Below are 22,729 nucleotides of genomic sequence, written 5' to 3' on the forward strand. Positions count from 1 at the left end.
CAGAAATAAAGTGAAACTATTTATAGCTTTCATTTCTTCTACCAAACGATACTTTGAGGCAATATTTTATACACTAGTACCAATAGTTTATTTTCCTTATCTTTCATGATAGTAAAAAATATGACGTTCGCCAACCTTATCATACAAAAAGAAATGATCCTGACAAATAGGATCATTCCATTTTATCATATGCCTCAATAATACGTTGCACCAATGGATGTCTCACAACGTCCGTTTGTTCTAATGTAATAAATGACAGACCTGATACACCAGATAAAATATTAGCAGCTATAGATAGCCCTGATTTTACCCCTTTTGGCAAGTCTACTTGTGAAGGGTCCCCTGTAATAACCATTTTAGAACTAAAACCTAATCTTGTTAAAAACATTTTTATTTGAGCACCCGTTGTATTTTGAGCCTCATCTAAAATAACAAATGAATCATCAAGCGTACGCCCCCTCATATAAGCAAGCGGAGCTATTTCAATTACTCCTCGCTCCATCATACGCTGCGTATATTCTTGTCCAAGAATATCATGTAAAGCATCATATAACGGGCGTAAGTATGGATCTACCTTCTCTTTCAAATCCCCTGGTAAAAAACCTAAATTTTCTCCAGCTTCTACAGCAGGTCTTGTTAAAATAATTTTCTTTACATATCCTTGTTTTAAAGCCCTCACAGCCATTACTACAGCTAAATATGTTTTTCCAGTTCCTGCAGGCCCTATCCCAAAGACAATATCATTCTTCTTCATCGCATGAATATATCTTCTTTGCCCCATTGTTTTTACACGAATGGATTTACCTTTTGCAGTCTTGAAAATTTCTTCCTCATATAACTCTTCAAATTGAGCAATTTTCCCTTGTTGTGCAAGCTGAATCGCATACGCAACATCTCTCTCTGAAATTGATATACTTTTACGAATTACAACAAGTAATTGCTGTAAGATTTTTTCTACGAGTGCCACCGTTTCAACTGCCCCAGATACATGAACAGTTTCTCCTCTAGTTACGATCGATACATTCAGTTCTCGTTCAATTACTTTTAAATGCGCATCATTAACTCCAAAAAGAGCGATTGCTTCGTTAGCATTTTCCAATTGTTGGTTCATTTCTACTAATTGTTCTGCCATTACTCAGTCTCCTTGAATATCGGATTCGGATATTGGTTGTGGCTCTGCAATATTTTCAACCACAGTATAATGCAATGTGACTTTTAGTTGATCCGCCTCAACCTCTTTACTCAAAATCTTATCACTTACAATCATAGCATGTTCATCCAATTTTTTCTTTAGTTCTTTTTCGGCCATCTCCTTCGCTACTTTCAGCGCTTGCTTTTCTGTATATTCTCGATTCGCTTCTTCTTCTTCTCTCACAACATCTTTTTCATATGCAATCGGCAGTGTAAAACCAAATAATTTCACATCATGCTTTACACTTTCAGTACGAGAGCGTTTATACTTATCATGCTGAAATCCCCATATTTTTATTTTCGTATCCCCGAATTTAAGAAAATGTTCATTGTATACATTACCAGTATACACTTGGAATTGCGTCTTTAACGGGACATCCACCTTAGATGTATACCACGTTTCGCCATATACAATACCTTTCGCTGAAACAATCGTCGGACTTTCCTCATTACCATATATTCCCGATACGAGAATCTGTCCTTTTTCTACATGATCATTTTTCAGTACAACCGGCTTTCCAACTTCTACAAACGTTTTTGTAATAATCGCTTCTTTTTTTGCTACTAAATTTTGTGGCCTTTGTTCCTTTTCTTTCTTCGGTTCGTTTTTTTCAACAATTTTAAAATGATAAGTCGTTCCCCTTACTTCTAGTCCCGCCCAAGTAATGGCATTAATATTATCTGTCAAATGGCGTTGCACATCTTCTACATTCGGCATTTGAAATTGTAGTTTCCCTTTTTTAATACCCATTTTATCCAATTCTTTCATCAATATATATTCTGTTTCAGGTTTAGCTCCTGTAATTTCAATTTTCCAAACCATATTTGACATTGCAATCACACCAAAAAAGAAAATTAAAAAACCAATTAAAAATCCACTGTTTTTAATTAAACGTTTATTCCAAAAAGGAAAACCATAACGTCCAATAAAATATAATTTACATTCATTTTTTCTATAAATTGGTTTTATTTTTTTCACATCGCGTAACAACATACAAAAAACTAACGTTTCATCAGCTATCTTTTTAACATCCCAAACTAATAAATTCCTCCGTACACATTCATTAACAAACCGTTCCGCTCCTCTACCTTCAATTCGCACTTTTACATATCCAAGCCACTTTATAAACCATTTATTTTTCATTTACCACCTTCACTACCTTTCTAAAAGTAGATATACTACTTTTTATTTGAAGCATTAAAATAGCTCGTACTAAAATAAAACAGAGTAAAACTGTAATCAGTCTCTATCAACGGAACTTTTACAGGATAAAGAAGAAAAACTTCACAAATGGAAGTTTCACTTCAATCACCTTTTTTTTCATTTTCTAAAAATGTTACTTGCTCAATTATCCCCTCGAGTAAAAGCTCTTCTGGAAGAATCGTTTTAATAACAAAGGATTGTCCTTTAATTAATAATTGACCGTGTTTTAAAAGCAATCGCACTTCTTTATCTGAAAACACTAATAACCCCCGATGATTTTCTATATAAATATGTATTTGCCCAACAAGAGTAATCCGAGGTAGATCCATTAATACATCCACTGGTAGGTCTACTTGTTTTGTCAACCAATTTTTCATTTGTTCTAATTTCTTCATCTCGAAAGACCCCCTCTCATCCCATATATATGTATTTCTTCACAAGTGCCTATCGTGTTATAACGACTTCACTAACATAACTATATTCTGCAAGAGTTCATATCATGTTAATTAAAACAGTCGCTATATGAAATCATATTTGTCAGGACAATGATGGATCAGAGGATGTTACCTTTAATAATAGAAGTATTAATACAAGAATATGCGCCCCTACAGGATATCAGTACAAGTTACATTAAGAAATTGAGCCTAGCAAGAAGTTGGAAACTTGAAAAAACCTGTTACAATTCGTTCTGGACGTGACATACTGACCATAGAATAAGTAGTTGTCATTCATTAGACAAATGAGATAAAATCCGAAAAAGGAAATTGCTCCACTCTGAATTTTGCGGTGTAAGTAAGAATATTTTATAGGTGGTTGTTATATGAATTTCAAAAAAATATTAGGATTCATTAAAAAACAAAAAAATGAATTAATAAGCGAGGAAATACGAAAGGAAATTGGATTTAGTCAAGAAATTTTGAATGTTATAAAACAAGTTACTAACAGCAGCATCCAGCCCTTTTATGCAACTGATTCAAAATCTAAAATAGCCGGAGTCTCTTTCGTTACCTTTGAGGATTCTGCTGAACAGCAAGTTATAAAACTTCAATCTGAGGTTCAGAAACTTGGATACTTAGCTTTTATTTGCGAAAGAAGTTTTAGTCAAGGAAGTAAGAGTGAGTGTAGAATTGCAATTACACAAGGAAATGACCAATTTGATATCCTTACAATCCAACAAACAAATGGCGTTAATTACGAAGTTAGCAATATAGATGTTATTTTTAAACTAAGAAAATGGAATGATCGCTATCCTTTTATCATAATCGGTGCAGATCATGACTGGGTTGATGCCATTTTTAGCGCGTTACCTACAGACGAAGAAATGCAATCTTTCGCGCAAGAAATGTATGAATTTTGTCCAGATATAGTGGAACAAGGAACAGAAAGCATTGAGGAGTTAGTCGAAGAAATTAAGAAAACGAAAAAGCTTTTTTTATGGTGGGATTAATCATAACTAAGGCCGTTACCTTTTTTTACATACCAGAGGCGTTTCTATCACTTACAGAAACGCTTTTTAAGCAATATAGCGTTTTTCCTTAATAAGAACAATAAAAAAACGTCTCATACGAAATGAGACGTTTTTTTATGCTAATAGCTGGATAACCAGCTTATTCACAAGTGATCCGTCTGTTTTACCTTTTACTTTCGGCATAACAGCAGTCATCACCTTACCCATATCTGCTTTAGAAGTCGCACCAACTTCAGAAATAACTTGCTTGATTACATCAACTAGTTCTTCTTCAGTTAATTGCTCTGGCAAATATGCGCTTAAAATCTGAATTTCACTTTGCAGTTTATTAACAAGGTCTTCACGACCAGCTTTTTTAAATTCAAGGAGGGAGTCCTTATACTGTTTTACTTCACGAGCTAAAACTGTTATTTCCTCTTCTTCAGTAAGAGTATGTTGCAGTTTAATACCTTCATTTTGTAAAGCAGCCTTAACCATACGAATAACGGTTAATTTTTCTTTTTGTTTATTCTTCATCGCTTGTTTCATATCATCGTTTAAACGACCGAGAAGACTCATAACTTACACCCTCTCTTAGAATTTACGCTTTCTTGCCGCTTCAGATTTCTTCTTACGTTTTACACTTGGTTTTTCATAAAACTCGCGCTTTCTTGCTTCAGCAAGTGTACCAGTTTTAGAAACCGATCTTTTAAAACGGCGAAGTGCATCCTCCAAAGACTCGTTTTTACGAACGACTGTTTTTGACATTCTCTTTCCCTCCCTCCGAAACATCACACTTACATACTAACTTCAGCATGCAAAAAGAAACACTTCTTCAGCATGTCTTTTACGATTATAATACATTTTATCACTTCAGGTCAACTATTTGGCAGAATAAAAGAAGAATAGAAGCATTTCCTTTTCAAAAGTTATACAAATAGCTAGTATCCTTCTTTCATGAAGACAACTATATTTTTATCATTTCAACTTTTTTCATACAGGGATGCACGAAATGCCTCTCCACCTTCTAGTACTTAACCGCTTCAAATAAAGAAAGCATGCAAACCGTTTCCGGTTGCACGCTCTTTTTTATGCGCTTGCTGATTCTTTTTTCACATCATCTTCAAGAACACGAACAAATTGCGCTTCGTTATATGGATAACCAGCTTTCGTAATTTTCACTTTCACTAGCTTACCAATTAATTCTTCTGATCCTTCAAATACAATTTTCAAGTAGTTATCTGTATACCCTACATATAACCCTTCACGGTCGCCGTCTTTAAATTGCTCTTCTGGAATGATTTCAAGCACTTCACCTTCAAACGCTGATGCATATTCTTTCGCTAATTGATTAGATAGCTCAATTAAACGATGAACACGATCATTCTTCACATCTTCAGGAACTTGATCTTCCATGCGTGCTGCAGGTGTTCCTGTACGTTTTGAGTAAGGGAACACATGTAACTCAGAGAAGCGGTTCTCTTTAATGAAATTGTATGTTTCCATGAATTCTTCTTCTGTTTCACCTGGGAAACCAACGATTACGTCAGATGTAATCGCAAGGCCTGGTAACGCTTCTTTCAAACGATCTAAACGCTCTTGGAAGAATTCCATCGTATATTTACGACGCATACGTTTTAATACAGTATTAGAACCAGATTGCAACGGAATATGCAAGTGACGTACAACTACTTCAGATTTATCTAACACTTCAATTACTTCATCTGAAATTTGACTCGCTTCAATAGAAGAAATACGAAGACGTTTTAATCCGCCTACTTCCGCTTCCATATCACGAAGTAATCCAGCTAAGTTATAATCTTTTATGTCTTCGCCGTATCCACCTGTATGAATACCCGTTAATACGATTTCTTTATAGCCTGCATCCACTAATTGTTGCGCTTGTTTAATAACTTCTTTTCCATCACGAGAACGCATTAAACCGCGCGCCCAAGGAATGATACAGAATGTACAGAAGTTATTGCAACCCTCTTGTATTTTTAAAGACGCACGTGTACGATCCGTGAAATAAGGTACATCAAGTTCTTCGTACACACGTGTTTTCATAATATTGCGGACAGCATTAATTGGTTGACGCTCTTTACGGAATTCTTCGATGTAACCTAACATCTTTTCACGATCCTGTGTACCAACTACAATATCTACACCTGGAATCGCCATAATTTCAGCTGGAGATGTTTGTGCATAACATCCCGTTACGCAAATAACTGCATCTGGATTTTGACGCACAGCACGTCTGATTACTTGACGGCTTTTTTTGTCCCCAGTATTCGTTACTGTACATGTGTTAATAACATATACATCAGCTTTCTTTTCATATTCTGTTCTTTCATAACCACCTTGTTTAAACAATTGCCAAATGGCTTCTGTTTCATAGTGGTTTACTTTACAACCTAACGTATGGAACGCAACAGTTGACATTGATCATCACCCCATCAATTCAAAATGATACGAAGCAGCACTTAACGCGTATAACGGCGCCGTTTCTGTTCTTAAAATTCTTGGTCCTAAACTACATGGTACAAATTTATGTTCACGAAGCGCTGTAATCTCTTCCTCAGCTAAACCGCCTTCTGGGCCAAATACAATCAATAGCTTTTGACCTGGTTTCATTGTCGTTAAAGCTTTCGCAAAATTAGATTTCTCGCCTTGTTTTGCTTCCTCTTCGTAAGCAACAAGACAAGTATCATACTCACCACTCATTGAAAGCAATTGCTTAAATGATGCCGGAGCATGTACTTCTGGAATTTCACTTCTATGTGATTGTTCCGCAGCTTCTTTCACAATTTTTCTTAAACGCTCAACTTTTTTATCAGCTTTTTTCGCATCCCATTTTACGATAGAGCGAGATGCTTGAAATGGTAAGAATGCAGCTGCCCCAAGCTCAGTTCCTTTTTGAAAAATTAACTCTAGCTTGTCTCCTTTTGGCAGTCCACTTGCAATCGTCACGAAAACAGGAAGTTCACTTGACGCCTCTACCCATTCTACAATAGCCGTATTAATAAATTCACTGGTAATTTCATCAATTGAACATACTGCTGTTTTTCCATTTACACAGCAATAAATATGATCACCAGCTGACATACGCATCACTCTTGCGATATGATGTACGTCATCACCTACAATGCGAATACTTGTCTCATTTACATATTTCTCTTCTACAAAATAACGTTGCATATAATCACCTTAGTAGAGTTTCGTTCCTTTCGTAAGTCAACACTTACGAAAAGAACGAAACGTTATCATTTTTCATATAACAAACGGCAAGTCCCTCACCTTATAGTGAGAGACTCCCCTTTTCATTATAGACTAAAATCTATATTACGCATTTCGTGCAATAATTGCTACCCAATCTTCCATTCGTAACACTTCTTCAATTGTAAATCCAGCTTTTTCTAGCGCCTCAGAAATTACTTTTTCCTTCGCAGCAATAATGCCCGATGTAATAAATAATCCACCTGACTTCACAACTCTTGCTGCATCTTCAGGGAATAATAGAATAATTTCTGCTAATAAGTTAGCTACGATTAAATCAACTGGACCTTCAATACCTTCTAAAAGACTATTTTGTCCAACAGACACGATATCATCTGTTTTATTTAAACGTACATTCATTTCTGCACTTTCAACCGCAACCGGATCTAAATCATACGCTTGAACAGAAGACGCACCTAATTTTGCTGCTGCAATACTAAGTACACCAGAACCTGTTCCTACATCAATAATATTGTCACCTGGCTGTACTGTTTTTTCTAAAGCACGGATACACATCGTTGTTGTTGGATGAGTTCCTGTACCAAACGCCATACCCGGGTCTAATTCAATGATTTTTTCATCAGGAGAAGATGGTGTATATTCTTCCCAAGTCGGTACGATTGTGAATGTATCAGAAATTTGTACTGGATGGTAATATTTTTTCCAAGCAGTAGCCCAATCTTCTTCATTGACTTCGTTAACGGTAATATTTCCAGTACCAATTTCGATGTCGTAAGATGGAAGCACATCAATAGATGATTTTACACCTGCAATCGTTTCATGTAAAGAATCCGTTTGCGGGAAATACGCTTTTATTAATACACCTTCCGCCGGATATTCATCTGGGTTCAATGCATAAATTTCACCATATTGTTGCTCGCGCTCTTTCGTTAACTCCGCTGGATCCTCAATCGCAACTCCACTAGCACCAGCTTCATGTAAAATATGAGAGACAGCTTCTACTGCTTCTTCTGTTGTATGAATACTAATTTCTGACCATTTCACAATTTACCAACTCCATTTTTTATTTCCATTATTCCCCTTTGAAAGCACGTTTAAGCTTTCCGAATAAACTATCATCCTGCTCTTCTTGTCCTGCAAATTCACGTAATAAATCTTTTTGCTGTGAAGTCAATTTCGTCGGTACAACAACACGAACGACTACATATTGATCTCCTTGGCCGTATCCACGTACATTCGGAGCACCTTTTCCTTTTAAGCGGAATTCTGTTCCAGTTTGTGTTCCTGCTGGAATTTTCAGCTTCACTTTACCATGAACAGTAGGAACTTCCACTTCATCACCAAGCGCCATTTGCGCAAATGTTAATGGCATTTCGCAAATAATGTGATCTCCTTCACGCTCGAAGAATTCATGATTTCTTACATGAACGACAACATATAAGTCTCCTGCTGGTCCGCCATTTACGCCGGCTTCACCTTTTCCAGACACTCGAATTTGTTGACCATTATCGATACCCGCTGGAATTTTAACATTGATTTTTTTACGTTTACGAACTTTACCTGAACCGTGACATGTCGTACATTTTTCTTTAATAATTTGTCCAGTTCCTGAACAATGACCACAAGCTTGACGGTTTACGATACGACCAAACGGTGTGTTTTGTTCAACACTCACTTGACCAGAACCTGAACAATGTTTACATGTTTCTTTTGAAGTTCCTGGTTTTGCTCCACTACCTTTACAAGTATCACATGGATCTTCTACTGGAATTTCCACATTTAATTCCTTACCAAAAATAGCTTCTTCAAAATCTAAAGTGACTTGATATTGTAAGTCAGCACCTTGGCGCGGAGCATTTGGATCACGACGTCTGCCGCCACCACCGCCAAAGAAAGAACTAAATATATCTTCAAAACCGAAGCCACCGCCGAAGTCTCCTCCGCCGCCAAATCCACCGAATCCTTGATTTGCACCAGCATGACCAAATTGATCGTACTGCGCACGCTTTTGATCATCACTTAACACTTCATATGCTTCTTGTACTTCTTTAAACTTTTCAATTGCATTTTCTTCTTTGCTTACGTCTGGATGGTATTTTTTAGCCAAACGACGATACGCTTTTTTTATTTCATCTGTTGAAGCGCCCTTGCTAAGTCCAAGGACCTCATAATAGTCTCGTTTACTCATAAATTTACAACCCCCGAATCTTTCACATAAACGTAATTTTAACACCGAAAGAAAGTGCTTTGCAACAAAGTTTCCTCACTTACAGTATGCAAAGCGAAAAACTTAAGATCCTCACACATCGCTTCTCATTCGTGAAAAAAGCCAAAGTCAAGGCACGCTTGACTTTGACTTTTTGTCATCTTACTTATTATGTTTACAGTTGAATTACTTGTCTTCTTTTACTTCTTCAAACTCAGCGTCAACTACATTGTCTTTCTTCGCGCCAGCGTCTTGTGCACCTTGCGCACCTTCTGCTTGACCAGCAGCTGCTTGAGCTTGCTCGTATAATTTAACAGTTAATTGTTGTACGATTTCTTGTAAAGCATCTTTTTTCGCACGAATTTCTTCAAGCTCGTTTTTCTCAATTGCAGCTTGTAATGCTTCTTTCGCTTCTGTTGCTTTTGCAACTTCAGCTGCATCTACTTTACCTTCTAAATCTTTTACAACTTTGTCTGTTTGGAATACAAGTTGGTCAGCTTCGTTACGAAGTTCAACTTCTTCCTTACGTTTTTGGTCAGCGTCAGCATTTGCTTCCGCTTCTTGTACCATACGTTCTACTTCTTCATCAGAAAGACCTGAAGAAGATTGGATTGTAATAGCTTGCTCTTTGCTTGTTCCTAAGTCTTTCGCACGTACGTTAACGATACCGTTCGCATCAATATCGAATGTTACTTCGATTTGTGGAATACCACGTGGTGCTGGTGGAAGGTCAGTTAATTGGAAACGACCTAACGTTTTGTTGTCAGCTGACATTGGACGCTCACCTTGTAATACGTGAATGTCTACTGCTGGTTGATTATCAGCAGCTGTCGAGAATACTTGTGACTTACTTGTTGGAATTGTAGTGTTACGCTCAATTAATTTCGTGAACACGCCACCCATAGTTTCAATACCTAAAGAAAGTGGAGTTACGTCTAATAATAGAACGCCTTCTACATCTCCAGTAAGTACGCCACCTTGAACTGCAGCACCTAATGCTACAACTTCATCAGGGTTTACACCTTTATATGGCTCTTTACCAGTTTCACGTTTAATAGCTTCTTGTACAGCTGGGATACGAGTAGATCCACCAACAAGAATAACTTTATCTAATTCGCTTGGAGCAAAACCAGCGTCTTTTAATGCACGACGAGTTGGCTCTAATGTTCTTTCAACAAGACCTGCTGAAAGCTCTTCGAATTTCGCTCTTGTTAACGTTAATTCTAAGTGTAATGGACCAGCAGCTCCAGCACTAATGAATGGTAATGAAATTTGAGTTTGTGTTACACCAGAAAGATCTTTTTTCGCTTTTTCAGCTGCATCTTTCAAGCGTTGAAGCGCCATTTTATCTTGGCTTAAATCAATGTTATTTTCTTTTTTGAACTCAGCTACTAAGTGATCGATGATAACTTGGTCAAAGTCATCGCCACCAAGACGGTTGTCACCAGCAGTTGAAATAACTTCGAATGTGCCGTCTGCTAACTCAAGGATAGATACGTCAAATGTACCGCCACCTAAGTCATATACTAAGATTTTTTGTTCTTCGTCTTGTTTTTCTAAACCGTAAGCAAGTGCTGCTGCTGTTGGCTCGTTAATGATACGCTCAACTTCTAAACCAGCGATACGACCAGCATCTTTCGTTGCTTGACGCTCTGCATCGTTGAAGTATGCAGGTACTGTAATAACAGCTTTCGTTACTGTTTCACCTAAGTATGCTTCAGCAGAAGCTTTTAAGTTTTGTAAAATGATGGCAGAAATTTCTTGAGGTGTATAATCTTTACCTTCAACTTCTACTTTGTAGTCTGTACCCATATGACGTTTAACAGACATGATTGTATTTGGGTTTGTAATTGCTTGGCGCTTTGCAACTTCCCCAACTTGACGTTCTTCATTTTTGAAAGCTACAACAGAAGGTGTTGTACGGTTCCCTTCTGGATTTGGGATAACCTTTGGTTCTCCACCTTCCATAACAGCTACACAAGAGTTTGTTGTACCTAAGTCAATACCGATAATTTTACTCATGGCGAATCCTCCTAGTTTTATGTAAATTATTGATTTACTTTTACCATTGATGGGCGAATCACACGGTCTTTTAATTTATAACCTTTTTGGAATTCTTCCACAACCGCGTTTGATTCAAATTCACTATCTTCCACTTGCATAATAGCTTGGTGTTCATTAGGATCAAACTGTTTACCAACAGCTTCAATCACTTCCACACCTTCTTTAGTCAGCGCTTCTAACAATTGACGATGCACCATTTCCATACCTTGTAACAAGGATTTCGTTTGCTCATCAGTCGCTTCCACTTGCATTGCTCTTTCAAAATTATCAAGAGCTGGCAAGATGTCTGAAACTAGACTTTGTGCTCTATATTTTTCAGCAGCCTGTTTATCCATTTGGACACGGCGCTTATAATTTTCAAAATCAGCTTGTAGACGTAATGTGCGACCTTCCGTTTCCGTTAGTTTCGCTTGTAACTCATCTACTTTTTCTTGTAAAAGAGCAGCCTCACTTTTTTCTTCTACAGTTTCTTCACTGTTTTCTGGCGTGACAGCTTCTTCAACTTGCGCTTCTTTTACTTCTTCTACCACTTGTTCGTTACGCTCTTCCACAATATTCACCTCCTTAAAAGGTATTAGGTATCATGCATAGCATGATTACCTAAGCATTATATATTACACACAGCAATGAAAATTTCATCACTTGAGCGAATGTATTACTCTCATTTACTTTTTAAGCCCATCAGTAAATTGTCTCGTAAATAACTGTAACAAACTAATTACACGAGAGTATTGCATTCTCGTAGGACCTAAAATAGCAATTGTTCCAAGTTGCTCTTCGCCGATCGAATATGTTGCAGAAATTAAACTACAATCCTCCATAGCCGTCGAAGAGTTTTCCCTACCAATTTTCACTTGAATCCCGACTTGTTTATGACGCAAAATGTCATAAAATTCGGCTTCATTATCAATCATGGTAAGTAAAGATCTAACCTTTTGAATGTCATGGAACTCTGGCTGCGAAAGCATATTTGCTTTTCCTCCAAAGTATATCTTTTCCGATAACGGAACTTGAAATGTACCATCCAACATTTTTATTGCACTATCGTAATTATGAACATACCCACGTAAAACTGTAACAATTTCCTTAAAGATTTTATTATGAAGTTCTTCCATCGGTACGCCAGATAGCTTTTCATTTAAAATATTAACCATTTTTTCTAAATCTGATAAATCAACAGATTCCGGAACGGTAATCGTTTTACTTTGTACATGCCCTGTATCGGTTACAATAATAGCGACTGCAGTTTGACGATCAAGCGGCACAATTTGTACATTTTTAAGTTTATTTGTACTTAACTTCGGTCCAAGAACAATTGCCGTATAATTCGTAAGTTCTGATAAAATTTGAGCAGATTGCTGTGCAATTTTTTCCGCTTCAAAAATTCTTTCAGCAAATAAATCTTTAATTTGTACAATTTCAGCGTTCGGTAAGTTTTGCGGCGCTAAAAGATGGTCTACATAAAATCGGTAGCCTTTCTCAGAAGGAACACGTCCAGAAGAACTGTGCGTTTTTTCAATAAAGCCTAATTCTTCTAAGTCCGCCATTTCATTTCGAATAGTAGCTGAACTAAATGTGATTTCATCTTTTTTAGCCAACGTTCTAGACCCAACGGGCTGCGCTGATCCAATAAAGTCATCAATAATTGTTTGTAAAATTAAGAGCTGACGTTCCGTAAGCATCTCATCATCACCTCTGTTAGCACTCTTTGTCTTTGAGTGCTAAATCTATTAATAACTTACCAAAATTGACATTCAATTGTCAACGGAAACGTCACGAAATAATGAAACTTTTTCACGCCTATAGAACATTTAATTAGTCAATCAAAAATGATTGGAATACTTCATTCCCTAATAATTTTCCTTTTCGCGTTAAACGCACATGTCCATCTTCCTCTTCAAGCAATCCCTGCTCTTGGTTGCTTTGTAACTGCTTCGCGAAAACTTGATCCATCTCTACATTAAATTTATTGCGGAACGCCGTTTTAGAAACACCTTTTGTTTTTCGAAGCCCTAAGAACAGCTCTTCTTCCATTCTTTCTTTCTCCGTCACTTTGTGAACATCTAAATACGGAAATCCTGTTTCATCAATTTTATTAAAATATTGCTTCAGGGGACCAACATTTTGAATACGTTCTCCGTTCACATAACTATGAGCTCCAGCTCCAAATCCATAATACTCTTCATTATTCCAGTATGTGAGATTATGTCTACTTTTATTGTCACCTTTTGAGAAATTACTAATTTCATACTGGTTATAACCGTGTTTCTCCATTTCATCCATTACTATTTCATACATTTTCGCTTCATGGTCTTCACCCGGAAGACGTAATTTCCCTTTGTTCATTAAGTTATAAAACACTGTTTTTGGCTCCACAATTAATGAATATGCCGAGAAATGTTGTACACCAAGCGTAAAAGCAATATCTAATGTTTCTTTTACATCTTCTATCGTCTGTCCTGGCAAAGCATAAATAATATCTACATTAATATTTTTAAAGCCTACTTCCTGTGCCTCTCGAATCGCGAGGAATGCATCTTCCCTCGTATGCTTGCGCCCGATCTTCTCAAGAAGTTCATCACGGAACGTTTGCACACCAAAACTAATTCGATTTACTCCACCTTCTAGCAGTACATTTAGCTTCTCTTTCGGTAGATCTCCTGGATTCGCTTCAAATGTTAATTCACAATTCGGGGCGAACGGACGCAAATGACGATTAATAATCTCGAGTAATTTTTTTGTCTGTTCCATATTTAACGCTGTCGGAGTTCCCCCACCCACAAAAATCGTTTTCATACTATCAAATGGAACTTTTTGAACCGTATTTATTATTTCCTTCTCTAAATAATCTAAATATTGATCAACCGGTTGGCGTTCAATAAACACTTTATTAAAATCACAATAGTGACAAATGTGCTGACAAAACGGAATATGAATGTATGCAGCTTGTACCAAATATAACTCCTACCTTTCTAAAAAGAAAACCTCCGCACTCCGGAGGGTTCTCTACTTCTCTAACGTATTACGAATTTGTTCCATTCGCATTTTTCCCCAATCATACATCATTTCAACGATCGGTAAAAGTGACATGCCTAGTTCCGTCATATAATACTCAACGCGAGGAGGAATTTCGGGATATACTGTCCGATCAACAATCCCATCTTCCATTAACTCTTTTAATTGGTTCGACAAAACTTTATGAGAAATGCTTGGGAATAACCGTTGTAATTCACTGAAACGATGCGGCCCTTCCACACCAAGATGCCACAGTATCACAACTTTCCACTTTCCACTAATAATAGAAAGCGTCAATTCCTTTTCACAATTAAAATTACCATTTTGTATTTTATCTTGAATATCTTTTCGAATATTTTCGGACATTAACAATCTCCTAACTCTATATGAACTAAAAAGCTCTCTCATTATTGTAAATGAGAGCTGCTCAGATGTCTAAAAAGTAATTATACAGAAAAAAGAAGCCGCACAAACGACTTCTTTTTTATTTCAAATATTAGTTGTCATCCATTTTCAGTACAGCCATGAATGCCTCTTGCGGTACTTCTACAGAGCCAACAGACTTCATACGTTTTTTACCTTCTTTTTGCTTATCAAGAAGTTTACGCTTACGAGAAATGTCACCGCCGTAACATTTTGCAAGTACGTTTTTACGCATCGCTTTAATTGTAGAACGTGCTACAACTTTATTTCCGATAGTCGCCTGAATTGGCACTTCGAACTGTTGTCTCGGAATTAATTCTTTTAATTTCTCTACGATTACTTTACCACGGTCATACGCTGAATCACGGTGTACGATAAATGATAAAGCATCCACTTGTTCATTATTTAAAAGAATATCCATTTTCACAAGTTTAGATGGTTTATAGCCAATTAACTCGTAGTCAAATGATGCATACCCTTTCGTATTTGATTTCAATTGATCAAAGAAGTCATATACGATTTCTGATAACGGGATTTCATATGTTAATGTAACACGCGTTTCATCTAAATATTGCATATCAATAAACGTTCCACGTTTACCTTGGCAAATCTCCATTACAGCTCCAACATAGTCATTCGGAACCATAATTGAAGCCTTCACAAACGGCTCTTCTACACGATCGATAGACTGTGGATCTGGCATATTAGATGGGTTATCAACAATAACATCTTCACCGTTAGTTAAATAAACTTTATAAATAACGCTTGGCGCTGTTGTAATTAAGTCAATCTTAAATTCACGTTCAATACGTTCTTGAATGATTTCCATGTGAAGAAGTCCTAAGAAACCACAACGGAAACCAAATCCTAGCGCTTGAGATGTTTCTGGTTCAAACTCAAGGGCAGAATCGTTTAACTCTAATTTTTCTAATGCATCACGTAAATCGTTATAACGAGCAGAGTCAATTGGATACAGACCACAGAATACCATCGGGTTTAACTTACGGTAACCTGCTAACGGCTCTGCAGCTGGACGTTTCGCATGTGTAATCGTATCACCAACGCGTGTGTCACCAACATTTTTAATCGATGCTGCTAAGAAACCTACATCACCTACCGTTAACTCGTCACGTTGCGTAGTTTTCGGTGTAAATACACCTACTTCTGTTACTTCAAATTCTTTACCCGTTGCCATCATACGTACTTTATCGCCAACTTTTACTGTTCCATTTACAACACGGATATAAGCAATTACACCGCGGTATGGATCATATAAAGAGTCGAAAATCATACATTGTAACGGCTCTTCTGAATCACCCGCCGGAGCTGGTACTTTTTCAACAATTTGTTCTAAAATTTCTTCAATACCAATTCCAGCTTTCGCAGAAGCAAGTACCGCTTCTGATGCATCTAAACCAATTACATCTTCTACCTCTTGACGTACACGTTCTGGATCCGCACTCGGTAAGTCGATTTTATTAATAACTGGTAAAATTTCTAAATTATTATCAAGCGCTAAGTATACGTTTGCTAACGTTTGCGCTTCAATACCTTGCGCTGCATCTACTACAAGAATCGCGCCTTCACAAGCCGCTAAACTACGAGATACTTCGTACGTAAAGTCGACGTGTCCTGGTGTATCAATTAAATGAAGAATATACTCTTCACCATCTTTTGCTTTATAGTTTAATTGTACTGCGTTTAATTTGATTGTAATACCACGCTCACGCTCTAAATCCATAGAGTCAAGCAACTGAGCTTTCATTTCACGTTGTGTTAACGCGTTTGTTTTCTCTAAAATACGGTCTGCTAACGTTGATTTTCCGTGGTCAATATGAGCAATAATAGAGAAATTACGGATTTTGGACTGTCTTTTTGCTCTTTCTTCTTTATTCATCTATGTTCTCAACTCCTAATAGTCTCGCCAATATACACTAGCACTGATTATATCAATAGAGCAACAAAGATTCAATGAAAACTCGTGCTGCTTACGATACAAATCATTCTATCTATATCTTATGCGAATAAACCATAAGAGACAAACCCTTTTCAAATTTTAAAACGGCTGTCTTACAAACCAGTAAAACAACCGCCTCCCATGTTACTCTTAGCTAAAAATTCCTTTTATTTTCCCAACAACGATATCCGTTCCGAACTTCGTCATTTCATAAGCTACACTTGCTACTGCCATCCCAATTCCTTCTACAACATTAAAACTTCTTAAACGTTCTAACTGTTGTTGTTTTTCTGAGGCCGAAAACGAGCTACCCAAAATTTCTGATTCAGCACCTGTACTTTCTGTCCCTGTCATATGAGCTATTTGTTCATATGACAATTGCTGATAACCTTTCATACTTTTCAAACCATGATTAGCAAGTGCCACTCCTGCTATCATCATAAGTAAACATAAAGCCACACTACATATACACAAAAGCGTAAAGCGACTCAAACGATAATCATCTGTTCCCCTCAATGTGTATATGCTCCCGTATTATCTTGATTAATTTGATGATGCAGCGCCGCATTTAAACCACTCGCTATTACATTCGCCATATCCTCAATAAAAGTATCTACTTCTTTTGGGGTTACCATTAAATTATGACCAAGAGGAGATAGCACTTCATAAATCAGCCTTCTTTTTTCTTCTTCTTCCAACGTACCAACAGCACCTAAAAACATATTTCTGCTCTTTTCATCCGGCATATCTTCTTCTGTTAATTTTTTCTTTTCTCCAAATGAAAATCCCGCTGGTAACAAAGATCGTGAAGGTTTATTTCCTTCTTTCATCTCTCGGCCGAAATGTTTCAAAATAAAATCAATCGTATCACTTGTAATCGAAACAGCATCGACCACAGTCGGAACACCAATTGCGATAACAGGGATACCCAATGTGTCTTTACTTAGTTCTTTACGTTTATTCCCAACCCCCGATCCAGGATGGATTCCAGTATCAGAAATTTGTATCGTGCTATTTACTCGTTCAATAGAACGGGCAGCTAATGCATCAATTGCAATTACAAAGTCCGGGTTCGTCTTCTCAATAATCCCATAAATAACATCGCTCGTTTCGATCCCTGTAATTCCCATTACCCCCGGCCGAATTGCACTAACAGGCCTAAACCCTTCTTCTACACTTTCAGGCTGTAATTGAAACAAATGTCTCGTTACTAATACATTTTCTACAACTATCGGTCCAAGAGCATCTGGTGTTACATTCCAATTCCCAAGACCTACAATTAAACAGCTTGCTTCTTTTGTAACTCCAACCTCTTCTAAGAAACAAGAAAATTCTTTTGCAAAAATACGCTCCACTTTTTGTTGAAGTTCTGTATCTTGCTGACGTATCCCTTGTACTTCAAGCGTTAAATAATTTCCAGGCTTTTTACCCATCGCTTCAGAGGCAGCTTCATCAATTGTTACTTTTGTAATTATAGTCCCCTCTTCTTCTCTCTCTTTTACAATAACTCCCTGTATCCCTTTTTGTTCTTCTTGGCTTTCTTGCAACATTTGATGAGCTTCTACAGCAAGGTCAGTTCTAATGCTATATTTACTTAAATCTAATGGTTCTTTCATCGTATCTCCTCCGTAATTCATAGTAAATATCGTTAGATTTCCCAAAGTTATATAAGGTCATTCTTTCCTTTACGTGAAATTTCATGGATATACTATTGCAATTCTCTTCACCGTTTGATAGAATATCACTTGTTCTATGTAAGAATCGAGTCATTCGATTGCACCAGGGAGGTGAAAAGTATGGCAAACATCAAATCTGCTATCAAACGCGCTAAACTTAGCGAAGAGCGTCGTGCACATAACGCTTCTATCAAGTCTGACATGCGTTCTGCTGTTAAAACTGTAGAAGCTTTAGTTACTAATAACGATCTTGAAAATGCTAAAGAAGCTTTCAAAACTGCTTCTAAAAAACTTGACAAAGCAGCTCGTAAAGGTCTTATCCACCAAAACGCTGCAGCTCGTCAAAAATCTCGCTTAGCGAAACAAGTAAACGCGTAAGGCGTTTAAAAAACGATCCATTTGGATCGTTTTTTTATATACAAAAAAGTTCATGTACTTAGTACATGAACTTTTTTGTGTCATCACATATGATTTAATCGCATTAAGAAAAACTCGAGCACAAGTTTCTTATCCATCTTTCCCGTCTTCATACTATAATCAGCTTCCGCTAATTCTATAATCACTTTTTTTAATTCTTCAAAAGAGAAAAACTTCGTTTGATTCATTGCCAACTTCACGCGATACGGATGTACACCAATATGAGACGCAATTTGATTTTGTCCATAACCACGTTGCTGTAGCTCTTTCACTTGATACAACAAGCGGAATTGACTCACTAATAACGCAAGCAATTTAATCGGCTCTTCCTGCTGCGTAAATAATCCATCCAAAATTTGCATTGCACCTGCAATATCTTTTTTCACCACTTTTTCTGTCAAAGCGAACACATTTTGCTCAACGGATTTTGGCACAAGCTCTGCAACAAGTTTCGTCGTAATCTCTCCACCCATACCAACGTATAACGTTAACTTGTCCATTTCCTTCGCCAACATTGTTACATTACTTCCCACAAGCTCTAGCAACAAACTAACAGCCGCGTTATCAATATGCACATGCACTTCATCTGCACGAGCAACAATCCATTTCTGAACATCCTGTATTTGCATCGCATTTGCTTCTACTACATCTGCTGTTTTCTTTAATAGTTTTGTAATTTTTTTTCGCTCATCAAGTTTTTCGTAAGGCGCAACAAAAACAAGAATAGAAAATGGAGAAGGTTCACCAATGTATTCTTCTAAAATTTTTATATTTTGCTCTAACTTTTCTTTTTGCGAAGTCAAAAATAACGGTGATTTTATTAACAGTACTTTCCGTTCTCCGAAGAAAGGAAGCGTACGCGCATCCTCAACCACATCTTCTAAATACGCTTCTTCTAAATCGTATGTCACAACATTAAACTCTCGATCTTCTTCTTCAAGTGCTTCTGTCGTAATAAGCTTTATCGTTTCATTTATAAAAAAAGCTTCCGTTCCATATAGTAAATATAACGGAGCAAACTGTTTCTTTTTAATTTTTTTATGTATATCACTCATACTTTTTCCTACTCCCTAACTTGGCAATATATATTTATACTAATGCCCTAGCTTTTGTTTTACAAGTACAAAGGAACAGGCTTTATAACCCGTCCCTTTATTTATATTAAACGCCACGCAATAAGCCCCGGGTTTCTTATTGGTGTGCGGTAATCACCTTCCCTTTATTATTCGCAATAAAAATTTGAGTATAAGTGCCAACTGTTAACATGCTTGGAAACGAAAAACTCACATTACTTCATGATTTAAAAGTAGCAAAAAAGCTCGTTTTCTCTTCATATGGAAATTGTAGATTTTTTTCTGACAATATTTTATACTAAAGTGGAATGTTGGGGAGGGATTCTAAATGAATGATTTTGAACAAAACGTTCAAAGTAAACGCAATGACGCTATTGATTCAGGGGTAGGATTTATCGTCTCATTTGGTTTTTTCGCAACACTTTTCATCATTGCAACTGTTATTAAATTTATCGGTTCTTAAAGACTGCCACTTCATGGCAGTCTTCTCTTTTTCATCTATTATGTGTTTTATCATATGTGATTTTACTTTTAAAGGTTCCATTTTCCCCTTTAAAAACATAGGAAATAGCACCTTGCTTGTCCGTGCGCCATATCGCACTCCCCATCTTCTCAAAACGCTCTATCACTTCTTTATGCGGGTGTCCATACCTATTCTGCTTACCAACAGATATAATCGCTACACGAGGCTGCATGACGTTCAAAAAAGGCTCTATAGATGACGTATTACTCCCATGATGAGCAACTTTTAAAACATCCACTTGTAAATCTGGATATGCCTCTACTAAAATCTTTTCCCCTTCTTCTTCCAAATCGCCTGTAAATAGCCACTTCAACCCTCCAAATTTTGCCCATATTACAATTGAAGCGTTATTTTCGCTTTTTTCTTTTCCTTTTGGAGCTAAAACGAAAAATTCCGCTTCATTTACACTCCAACTCGCCCCTTCCCCCACTTCAGTTATTTTCATTTCCTTTTCTAATGCCTGTTTCTTGACTACTTTTTCTAATACTGCATCTTTTCCCTTTCGGCCAAATACCACTTCTTTTACAGGTATATATGATAATAATTCTTGTGCAGCACCTATATGATCTGCATCTCCATGCGTTACGATTAATTTATCAATTGTTTTAATACCTTCTTTTTGTAAAAAGGGTATTAAAACATCATTCCCAACAGAAAATTCATGCTTTTTTTGTTGCCATTCTTCCTTATTCACACGAAGCGTTCCACCTGTATCAATAAGATAAATCCCTTTATCATACGGAAGGCGAATTAATATTGCATCACCTTGTCCAACATCAATAAATGTTACACTTCCGCTTCCTCTAAAATATGGATATATATAATGACATGTGCTAATAAAAAGAAATACACTTGCAACTATACAAACTATTTTTTTCGGCGCTCTTCTTTCCCAAACCATCAATATGCTGACAATACTCGCGCAATATACAGCTACAAGATTGAGGGGCGTTTCCCCGAAGATAAGCTGGGTAAATGGTAAACTTTCACAATAACTTAGAAAATCATTAGACATACTCAAGCCTATTGATAATACATCGGCAAATCCTTTTGCGAGAAACGGGACAATTGGCATACACAGTAAAATAATAATGCTACATGGTAATACAATGATAGATAAAAACGGAACGTATAAGAGATTGAGGAGAATGCTATATGGAGAAAAATAACCAAAGTGATATAACAAAATCGGAGTACTAACGAGCTGTGAAATGATAGAAATATAAATAGAATTCCGGATTACTCCGTTGCTACTCCCTAACAATAACGGAGCAGACAAAAGTAAAGCGAAGCTACCTACAAAAGAAAACTGAAATCCAATATTAAAAACAAGATAAGGGTCATATATAAGCATGCATATAGCTGTTACACTTAAAGCATCTAAACTAGACAAACGAATCGAGCACATAAAAGCAATCAACATCAAAACTCCTGTTATAGAAGCTCTTATAACAGAGGGTGACGCCCCTGCTAAAACCATATACAAAGGAATACAAACGATAAGGCAAATTGTTGCTACCTCCCTTGTCGCACCGCTTCTTAGCAAAATAAAATATACTATTACCATTAACAATACAATGTGCGAACCTGAAATTGCTAACAAATGTACAAGACCAAATTGTTGATATTGCTCTTCCACTTCAAACGTCATTTGTTGTCTATCACCAAATAGTAATGCATTCATAAAAGCACCTGATTGCTCTGGAAACATTTCTGTAACTTTCGAGATTGCTTGTTGCCTCAAAAGAAGAATCCATTGCGTAAGCGACAGTGATGTTTTATAGCATTCAGAAATATATGTAGCCTCAAATGTGAAATGAATATGTTGTTTGTATAAATAATCACGGTAATTAAAACCATGAAAATTCCGAGCTGTTTCCGGTTCTTTCCTCTCACCCTCGAATACACATGATATCCCTGCGTATAATTGTTGCATTTTTTTCTTTTCCAAAGCTGATTTTATTCTATAACTTAACTGCACTATATTTTTATTCTGATCTTCAAATTGAAAAGATAGGCGATCCCCATTAACAAGTGGTGTATTTTGTATAACCCCTCTTGTAACTCCATAGGACTCCCCTAGAGGCTTATTCCACGTTTGAACATATGAAGTGTATATAACGCTACTAAAGCACGCTACAATACAAAAAATGAAGGTTTTACGCGAAGTGCGATATAAACAGAAGAAAACATTTAAAAAGAGGCAAAAAACTATCAATAAAAGTGACGAGGAAAAGGCAATTGCAATCCCTATTATAAACGAGATTGCAACATACCCCCATTGTTCTTGCAACTT

Annotated in this window: 22 protein-coding genes; 3 read left to right on the forward strand and 19 right to left on the reverse strand. The window is 36.8% G+C overall.

Features of this window, described 5'->3' with window-relative positions:
* Positions 1-172 precede the first annotated feature (172 nt).
* The 3 genes from DN399_RS21195 to yqfC form a co-directional block, all read right to left on the reverse strand.
* Positions 173-1,132 (reverse strand): PhoH family protein, encoded by a 960-nt coding sequence (locus DN399_RS21195; protein WP_000840501.1) that lies wholly within the window; start codon positions 1,130-1,132, stop codon positions 173-175.
* Between the two features lie 3 nt (positions 1,133-1,135).
* On the reverse strand, positions 1,136-2,335 hold the full coding sequence (gene yqfD / locus DN399_RS21200; RefSeq protein ID WP_000792498.1) for a sporulation protein YqfD: 1,200 nt from the start codon (positions 2,333-2,335) through the stop codon (positions 1,136-1,138).
* 161 nt (positions 2,336-2,496) lie between these two features.
* Positions 2,497-2,790 (reverse strand): sporulation protein YqfC, encoded by a 294-nt coding sequence (gene yqfC, locus DN399_RS21205; protein WP_000732269.1) that lies wholly within the window; start codon positions 2,788-2,790, stop codon positions 2,497-2,499.
* A 425-nt stretch (positions 2,791-3,215) separates the two neighbouring features.
* Between yqfC and DN399_RS21210 the strand changes: the two genes are divergently transcribed.
* Positions 3,216-3,842 carry a DUF4253 domain-containing protein gene (locus DN399_RS21210; protein WP_001009615.1) on the forward strand — a complete coding sequence of 209 codons (627 nt, stop codon included), beginning with the start codon at positions 3,216-3,218 and terminating at the stop codon, positions 3,840-3,842.
* A 135-nt stretch (positions 3,843-3,977) separates the two neighbouring features.
* Here DN399_RS21210 and DN399_RS21215 read toward each other — a convergent pair whose 3' ends face one another.
* The 14 genes from DN399_RS21215 to gpr form a co-directional block, all read right to left on the reverse strand.
* A complete protein-coding gene (locus tag DN399_RS21215) occupies positions 3,978-4,421 on the reverse strand; it encodes a GatB/YqeY domain-containing protein (protein WP_000054562.1) in 444 nt (147 codons plus the stop codon).
* Positions 4,422-4,436: 15 nt separating this feature from the next.
* Positions 4,437-4,610, reverse strand: coding sequence for a 30S ribosomal protein S21 (gene rpsU, locus DN399_RS21220; protein ID WP_000048061.1), 174 nt, complete (start codon positions 4,608-4,610; stop codon positions 4,437-4,439).
* 321 nt (positions 4,611-4,931) lie between these two features.
* A complete protein-coding gene (gene mtaB, locus DN399_RS21225; protein ID WP_000108679.1) occupies positions 4,932-6,284 on the reverse strand; it encodes a tRNA (N(6)-L-threonylcarbamoyladenosine(37)-C(2))-methylthiotransferase MtaB in 1,353 nt (450 codons plus the stop codon).
* A gap of 6 nt (positions 6,285-6,290) precedes the next feature.
* Complete coding sequence (locus DN399_RS21230) at positions 6,291-7,040, reverse strand: 16S rRNA (uracil(1498)-N(3))-methyltransferase (protein WP_001190156.1); 750 nt, start codon at positions 7,038-7,040, stop codon at positions 6,291-6,293.
* Between the two features lie 144 nt (positions 7,041-7,184).
* Positions 7,185-8,123, reverse strand: a complete 939-nt coding sequence (prmA, locus tag DN399_RS21235) for a 50S ribosomal protein L11 methyltransferase (protein ID WP_000872101.1) — start codon at positions 8,121-8,123, stop codon at positions 7,185-7,187.
* A 28-nt stretch (positions 8,124-8,151) separates the two neighbouring features.
* Entirely contained in the window at positions 8,152-9,267 is a 1,116-nt protein-coding gene (dnaJ, locus tag DN399_RS21240; protein ID WP_000043947.1) for a molecular chaperone DnaJ, read from the reverse strand.
* Between the two features lie 204 nt (positions 9,268-9,471).
* Entirely contained in the window at positions 9,472-11,307 is a 1,836-nt protein-coding gene (gene dnaK, locus DN399_RS21245; protein WP_000034700.1) for a chaperone protein DnaK, read from the reverse strand.
* A 26-nt stretch (positions 11,308-11,333) separates the two neighbouring features.
* A complete protein-coding gene (gene grpE, locus DN399_RS21250) occupies positions 11,334-11,900 on the reverse strand; it encodes a nucleotide exchange factor GrpE (RefSeq protein WP_000392711.1) in 567 nt (188 codons plus the stop codon).
* Between the two features lie 114 nt (positions 11,901-12,014).
* On the reverse strand, positions 12,015-13,031 hold the full coding sequence (gene hrcA / locus DN399_RS21255; protein WP_000954941.1) for a heat-inducible transcriptional repressor HrcA: 1,017 nt from the start codon (positions 13,029-13,031) through the stop codon (positions 12,015-12,017).
* A 133-nt stretch (positions 13,032-13,164) separates the two neighbouring features.
* Positions 13,165-14,304 carry a radical SAM family heme chaperone HemW gene (gene hemW / locus DN399_RS21260; RefSeq protein WP_000249433.1) on the reverse strand — a complete coding sequence of 380 codons (1,140 nt, stop codon included), beginning with the start codon at positions 14,302-14,304 and terminating at the stop codon, positions 13,165-13,167.
* A 51-nt stretch (positions 14,305-14,355) separates the two neighbouring features.
* On the reverse strand, positions 14,356-14,730 hold the full coding sequence (locus tag DN399_RS21265; protein WP_001293539.1) for a winged helix-turn-helix transcriptional regulator: 375 nt from the start codon (positions 14,728-14,730) through the stop codon (positions 14,356-14,358).
* Positions 14,731-14,860: 130 nt separating this feature from the next.
* Complete coding sequence (gene lepA, locus DN399_RS21270; RefSeq protein WP_001030949.1) at positions 14,861-16,684, reverse strand: elongation factor 4; 1,824 nt, start codon at positions 16,682-16,684, stop codon at positions 14,861-14,863.
* Between the two features lie 210 nt (positions 16,685-16,894).
* Positions 16,895-17,260 (reverse strand): YqxA family protein, encoded by a 366-nt coding sequence (locus DN399_RS21275; RefSeq protein WP_001215037.1) that lies wholly within the window; start codon positions 17,258-17,260, stop codon positions 16,895-16,897.
* The gene (gene gpr, locus DN399_RS21280) at positions 17,257-18,360 is read right to left on the reverse strand and encodes a GPR endopeptidase (RefSeq protein ID WP_149149925.1); all 1,104 of its coding nucleotides are present in this window, start codon (positions 18,358-18,360) and stop codon (positions 17,257-17,259) included. Before gpr ends, DN399_RS21275 begins: the two co-directional genes overlap by 4 nt.
* Before the next feature lie 180 nt (positions 18,361-18,540).
* Here gpr and rpsT point away from each other — a divergent pair, with 180 nt between their 5' ends.
* Positions 18,541-18,798, forward strand: a complete 258-nt coding sequence (rpsT, locus tag DN399_RS21285; protein WP_001274011.1) for a 30S ribosomal protein S20 — start codon at positions 18,541-18,543, stop codon at positions 18,796-18,798.
* An 83-nt stretch (positions 18,799-18,881) separates the two neighbouring features.
* On the opposite strand, the gene holA is transcribed toward rpsT, so the two are convergent.
* Positions 18,882-19,892 (reverse strand): DNA polymerase III subunit delta, encoded by a 1,011-nt coding sequence (gene holA, locus DN399_RS21290; protein ID WP_001279916.1) that lies wholly within the window; start codon positions 19,890-19,892, stop codon positions 18,882-18,884.
* Positions 19,893-20,238: 346 nt separating this feature from the next.
* Here holA and DN399_RS21295 point away from each other — a divergent pair, with 346 nt between their 5' ends.
* Complete coding sequence (locus tag DN399_RS21295; protein ID WP_000997609.1) at positions 20,239-20,373, forward strand: YqzM family protein; 135 nt, start codon at positions 20,239-20,241, stop codon at positions 20,371-20,373.
* 31 nt (positions 20,374-20,404) lie between these two features.
* Here the strand turns inward: DN399_RS21295 and DN399_RS21300 are convergent, their stop codons facing one another.
* The gene (locus DN399_RS21300) at positions 20,405-22,726 is read right to left on the reverse strand and encodes a DNA internalization-related competence protein ComEC/Rec2 (RefSeq protein ID WP_001157831.1); all 2,322 of its coding nucleotides are present in this window, start codon (positions 22,724-22,726) and stop codon (positions 20,405-20,407) included.
* Positions 22,727-22,729 lie beyond the last annotated feature (3 nt).

The sequence above is a fragment of the Bacillus sp. AR4-2 genome (assembly GCF_008274865.1).
Classification (GTDB): domain Bacteria; phylum Bacillota; class Bacilli; order Bacillales; family Bacillaceae_G; genus Bacillus_A; species Bacillus_A cereus.